This window comes from Coleofasciculus sp. FACHB-712 (assembly GCF_014695635.1).
Lineage (GTDB): Bacteria > Cyanobacteriota > Cyanobacteriia > Cyanobacteriales > FACHB-T130 > FACHB-T130.
The window spans coordinates 1-4,903 of record NZ_JACJOQ010000343.1 but is presented as its reverse complement, the minus strand read 5'-3'; the positions used below and the strand labels follow the sequence as shown (position 1 = coordinate 4,903).

The following is a 4,903-nucleotide window of genomic DNA, read 5'->3' as shown; positions in this document are numbered from 1 at the left end:
ATACGGAGAAGACTACAAGTATCATCTCACAGCCATACACTGGTCAAATGGGAATCTGAGAGCTAGCCTCACCGCATTCAACGAACAGGAGATAAAGCCTGTTCAAGTAGAATGGGAGCAGTAAGCAGGGCTAATCACATAGCAGGGACAGGAACAGCAGTTTGTGTATTTGAGGTGCTTGACCAGTGTTTGAGCAGCAATTGGACTAGAGACAATGCTTTAAGATTAATCTGTAGGGTAATGGCGATTATCTGAAGCAATTAAGGCTCAAGGGAAAGCAGTATGAACTTAATAACTCTCGCTGCTCAGAACGTTAGCATTCATATCCTTGAAGCCGCTGCACCTGTCACCACTATGGAATGCAAACTACTGCCAGTAGTGTTTGTGCATGGTATGGCGTGTTCCGCAGACCTCTGGGATGAACAACTTGTTTATGCCGCCCGGACTCGACGTGCGATCGCGATCGATTTGCGGGGACACGGTGCTTCCTCACCGCCTGCGGATGATGACTACTCTCCTGCTTCGTGTGCAGCCGATCTCTTGGCTGTATTAGAAGCCCTTAGACTTGAGCATATCGCGCTCGTTGGGCACAGCTTCGGCGCTTGCGTCGCACTCGCTGCGGCGGCGGCTAAACCTAACGCGATCGCGCAGTTGGTACTGGTAGATCCACCAATCGATTGCACTCAATGCCCCCCAGAGGTATATCAGTCACAAATAGCTCCGATGCAAGCAGCGCTGGCAACTAACGACTGGCGAGCAGTGCTGGAAGACTCTTTCCGCAACGCACTGGCAGGAAGCACCTCGGCAACGCAAGAGCAAATACTCGCCCGCCTTGCCGCCACCCCAAAGGATCGGCTGCTTGGAACGTCTCGCGGTTTGTTTGCCTTTAAAGCAGTGGAAGCTCTCGATGAGTACCTCGCTTCGCCAGGGGCACGCGCTCACGCTATTCTGGCTCCGTCGAATAACTCGCCGTTCAGCCTTCACGTCCTCCGTCCAGCACTAACCACAATCACTCTACCCGCTACAGGACACTGGCTCATGCTTGATGCGCCTGAGCCGTTTGCTACAGCACTCGATACCTGCCTAGCAGTCGTCTAACTAAGAAATCCGTTGTCATCTATGCTTGCTTCATCACCCGCGTTGAGGGCAAATATAGTAAGGATAAAAATTCTGCCAGTTCAACAAGTCCTTCTGCTTCTTGTTGTTCTGCTGGAGACCGCGTATGACCCTTATCCTGACGAGCCAACAAAGATTGCAAGTGTGTTTGAACCGCCTGGGGAAGTTGGAATCGAGTTAGTTTGATAGAAATCTCAACGATTTAGGGTACAAAGCTGTTGGCTGAATTAGGAACCTTGGGATAGCCTCGTTGTATTCCACATCTAACGCACATAGTTGAACTGGTCAAGGAAGGAAGTGAAGATCAATCTCAATGGAAACTGGGTGAATGGGGCATTTTCAGATGGGTGAAGGTAGATTGCGTTGCTGATTTCAGCGATCCTCACCGTATGCCCCTCGATAAAGATGTCATGAGAGCAGATTGGGGGTGGCAAGATACTAAAGCAAAATCGTTAGCCAGTCCCAGCCTAATGTCTCGGTGGAACAATATTGAAAGTTTGAGAACACATTTAAAGGAAGTGTTTAGCTAATAGCTGGACTTGAGTGTTTAGTTATTGTACACGGCGGTCTAACAATCTCAATGCAGCTTTCTGTCGTTCGGCGTGATCGCTGTAGGTGATAAAAAACGTGCCTATAGTGCCAGTCAGGGTTGGCTGCACCACAACATACTGCCTTTGTGCAGCAGCTAGGGAAGGAATGAGGAGCGATCGCTCTTAAGTAGTAAAGCTATAAGGCTCCAGTAGTACCAAACTTGGTGCAGTTATCTTAGAAGTAGGCGCTCTAAAGAAAAGATTGTGTCAGCCGATTCCAGCAACTCAATCTCACGAGGGTTGCAGGCAAATTATGAAAAAGTCTAAAACAGCACTACAGGAGATTTTATGTACGGCTTAGTCAACAAAGCAATTCACGATATGGTGTGTAGTCGCTTCGGTGAAGAAACCTGGAAAGAGATTCACCATAAGTCTGAGGTCGAGGTGGATGCATTCATCAGCATGGAGTCTTACCCGGATGATGTGACCCACAGACTTGTAAAAGCTGCAAGTCTTGTTTTAGGTTTATCTGCTTCAGAAATCATGCAAGCTTTTGGAGAGTTCTGGGTTCAATACACCGCTGAAGAAGGGTATGGGGAACTAATGGCAATGAGCGGTGATACGCTTCCCGAATTTTTAGAGAATTTGGACGATCTTCATACCCGCATTGGAGTCAGTTTTCCGAAACTACAGCCTCCATCCTTCACCTGTAAGGAAGTTGAAGAACAAACATTGCACCTCCACTATCATTCACACCGAGAGGGATTAGCTCCAATGGTAGTGGGATTAGTGCAGGGATTAGGAACACGTTTAGATACGGTTGTTGAAGTTACGCAGATCCAAAGTAAGTCTGAGGGTGCAGACCATGATGAGTTCTCAATTCAGTACAAGCCTCACTGAGCCTTTCTATGCACCCTCCCGATCTGACTTTGCCTCCTCAATTGTTTGCTCAAGCTTTTCCTTTTCATTTTGTGTTTAAGAGCGATCGCACAATCGTACAATCGGGGGAGGTTTTGCAGAGGCTTATTCCTCAAATCATCGGGTCACAACTTGACCAGTGCTTCCAAATTAAGCGTCCCATTATTCAAAATGCTAATTTTGCTGCTATTAGTAAGCAATCTCATAGTATCTTTACGCTGAAATCGCTTGATAGTGAAATGATTCTAAAAGGGCAGATGATGCCTGTTACTGACAGCGAGGTTATTTTTTTTCTGGGTTCCCCGGTCGTTACGGAAATTAGCCAGTTAAACCAACTAGGAATTAAATTAAAAGACTTTGCAATTCACGACTCTGTTACCGACTTTCTCTTTCTTTTACAAGCAAAGGGTAAGTTGATGGACGAACTGACAGAGCAGCAGACCAAATTAAAAGATGCTTTGAGAGAAAAAGAGGCGATCGCTTCCCTGGCAGAGGCGAGAGCTAAAACCGTAGAACAAGCGATCGAAAACTTACAGAAAACTCAATCGCAACTGATTCAAGCTGAAAAAATGTCTGGACTGGGGCAAATGATGGCAGGAATTGCCCATGAGGTCAACAACCCGCTTAACTTTATCAACGGTAATCTTAGCCACATAAACAACTATGTTAAGGATTTAATAAGCCTGCTCAACCTCTATCAAAAACACTTTCCTCAAGCCTCTCCTGAAATCATTAATTACATGAAGGAAATCGACTTGGAGTTTTTGCTGGAGGATTTACCCAGTCTCGTCTCATCTGTGGAAATGGGAGGTCATCGCATTAGAGATATTATTTTGTCATTACGAAACTTTTCTAGATTAGATGAAGCAGAACAAAAAAATGTGGACTTACATGAAGGAATTGAGAGTACATTATTAATTCTAAATCACAAGCTGAAACATGATGTTGAGGTTGTTAGGAACTATGGATGTCTGCCAAAAGTTTTGTGTTATCCAGCCCAGCTAAACCAAGTTTTCATGAATATTCTTTCTAATGCTGCTGATGAATTATTAGAGACAGATATAAAATCCAAGCAGATTGCGATCCAAACCAGTGTAAATGAATTGAATTACGCCTGTATTCGCATTCAAGATAATGGAAAAGGCATTCCTCTGGAAATTAAAGAGAAAATTTTTACTCCATTCTTTACGACCAAGCCTATCGGCAAAGGTACAGGATTAGGACTATCAATCAGCCATCAAATTATTGAAAAACATCATGGTTCAATCGAGGTAATTTCTGAAGTAGGAAAGGGAACCGAATTTACTATTAAAATTCCACTTTCCTAATTGCAGTATGTTTCTCTAGGTTAAGGGATAAAGTTACTGAGCGATCGCACACGATTCCATTTTGCGATCGCCTTGTTATGTCTTGCACTCATAGCAAAACTCGTGAGGAAGCAATTCGTAATGGTAAAAACGTAATCGAAATGTAAGAGGATGCATAGCTTGCAAAAGGTGAATTACTCCCTGAACCTAGTATGCTGCAAATTACTTAATTCTTATTAATCTTCTGACGCAGATTGGGCACAAAATCTGTTTTGACTTGACCTCAAACATCAAAGCAGGGACTAACTGAGCATAGTCTCCTGTTGCTTGCCGCGATCGCTCTCATTGGACTCAAAGCCTAATCGGTTCGATTCAGCTACATACAGACTATTCAACAGAATCATATGTGGATTTATCTAGAGGAACAATATAGTTGAAGCGGGTGCTGTTTGATAGCGAATACGGTACAACTAATAGTTGTGCAGCTTATGTGATGAGTGAGGGTATTATTTGAAGCTTGTCCGTTAGCATTTAATGTGAAATAGGTTTGAATTGGTGGAAAAATGAAGTCAATATGAATCAGCAATTGCCTCAGTTGATCCACCGTGTTGTTGAACGTTTACAGTCAATTCAGGGAATTGCAGCGATCGCTCTAGGGGGTTCAAGGGCACGAGGCAACCATACACAGAAGTCAGATGTGGATCTGGGAATCTATTACAATCCAGAGAATCCGCTTGATGTGACTGCTCTAAATCACCTCGCCTCTGAACTTGACGACAATCATCGCGCAAATCTAATCACCCCAATTGGTGGATGGGGGAAATGGATTAATGGCGGTGGTTGGCTAAAGGTAGAAGGAGTATCTGTAGATTTTCTCTATCGTGATGTGGCTCAGGTTAATCGTGTCATTAATGATTGCCATGCTGGGAAAATTACTATTGATTACCAACCAGGGCATCCACACGGCTTTGTATCCTCTATTTATATGGGTGAAGTTGCAATTTGTCTGCCACTTCACGATCCGTATAACGT

5 protein-coding genes are annotated in these 4,903 nt (G+C 44.3%); 4 read left to right on the top strand and 1 reads right to left on the bottom strand.

Annotated features, from left to right (window positions below):
- Positions 1-282 precede the first annotated feature (282 nt).
- Positions 283-1,098 carry an alpha/beta fold hydrolase gene (locus H6F50_RS08750; RefSeq protein ID WP_190428385.1) on the top strand — a complete coding sequence of 272 codons (816 nt, stop codon included), beginning with the start codon at positions 283-285 and terminating at the stop codon, positions 1,096-1,098.
- A 19-nt stretch (positions 1,099-1,117) separates the two neighbouring features.
- Here H6F50_RS08750 and H6F50_RS27545 read toward each other — a convergent pair whose 3' ends face one another.
- A complete protein-coding gene (locus tag H6F50_RS27545) occupies positions 1,118-1,318 on the bottom strand; it encodes a hypothetical protein (RefSeq protein ID WP_190428386.1) in 201 nt (66 codons plus the stop codon).
- Positions 1,319-1,994: 676 nt separating this feature from the next.
- Between H6F50_RS27545 and H6F50_RS08740 the strand changes: the two genes are divergently transcribed.
- The 3 genes from H6F50_RS08740 to H6F50_RS08730 all read left to right on the top strand — a co-directional run.
- Complete coding sequence (locus tag H6F50_RS08740) at positions 1,995-2,546, top strand: heme NO-binding domain-containing protein (protein WP_190428384.1); 552 nt, start codon at positions 1,995-1,997, stop codon at positions 2,544-2,546.
- A 29-nt stretch (positions 2,547-2,575) separates the two neighbouring features.
- Positions 2,576-3,892, top strand: coding sequence for an ATP-binding protein (locus H6F50_RS08735; protein ID WP_242028948.1), 1,317 nt, complete (start codon positions 2,576-2,578; stop codon positions 3,890-3,892).
- Between the two features lie 553 nt (positions 3,893-4,445).
- Positions 4,446-4,903 (top strand): nucleotidyltransferase domain-containing protein (locus H6F50_RS08730; RefSeq protein ID WP_190428382.1); only part of this gene is annotated, 458 nt, incomplete at its 3' end.

Coding starts and splice junctions, on each gene's coding strand:
- H6F50_RS08740 (WP_190428384.1), top strand. CDS start 1,995: ATGTACGGCTTAGTCAACAAAGCAATTCACGATATGGTGTGTAGTCGC.
- H6F50_RS08750 (WP_190428385.1), top strand. CDS start 283: ATGAACTTAATAACTCTCGCTGCTCAGAACGTTAGCATTCATATCCTT.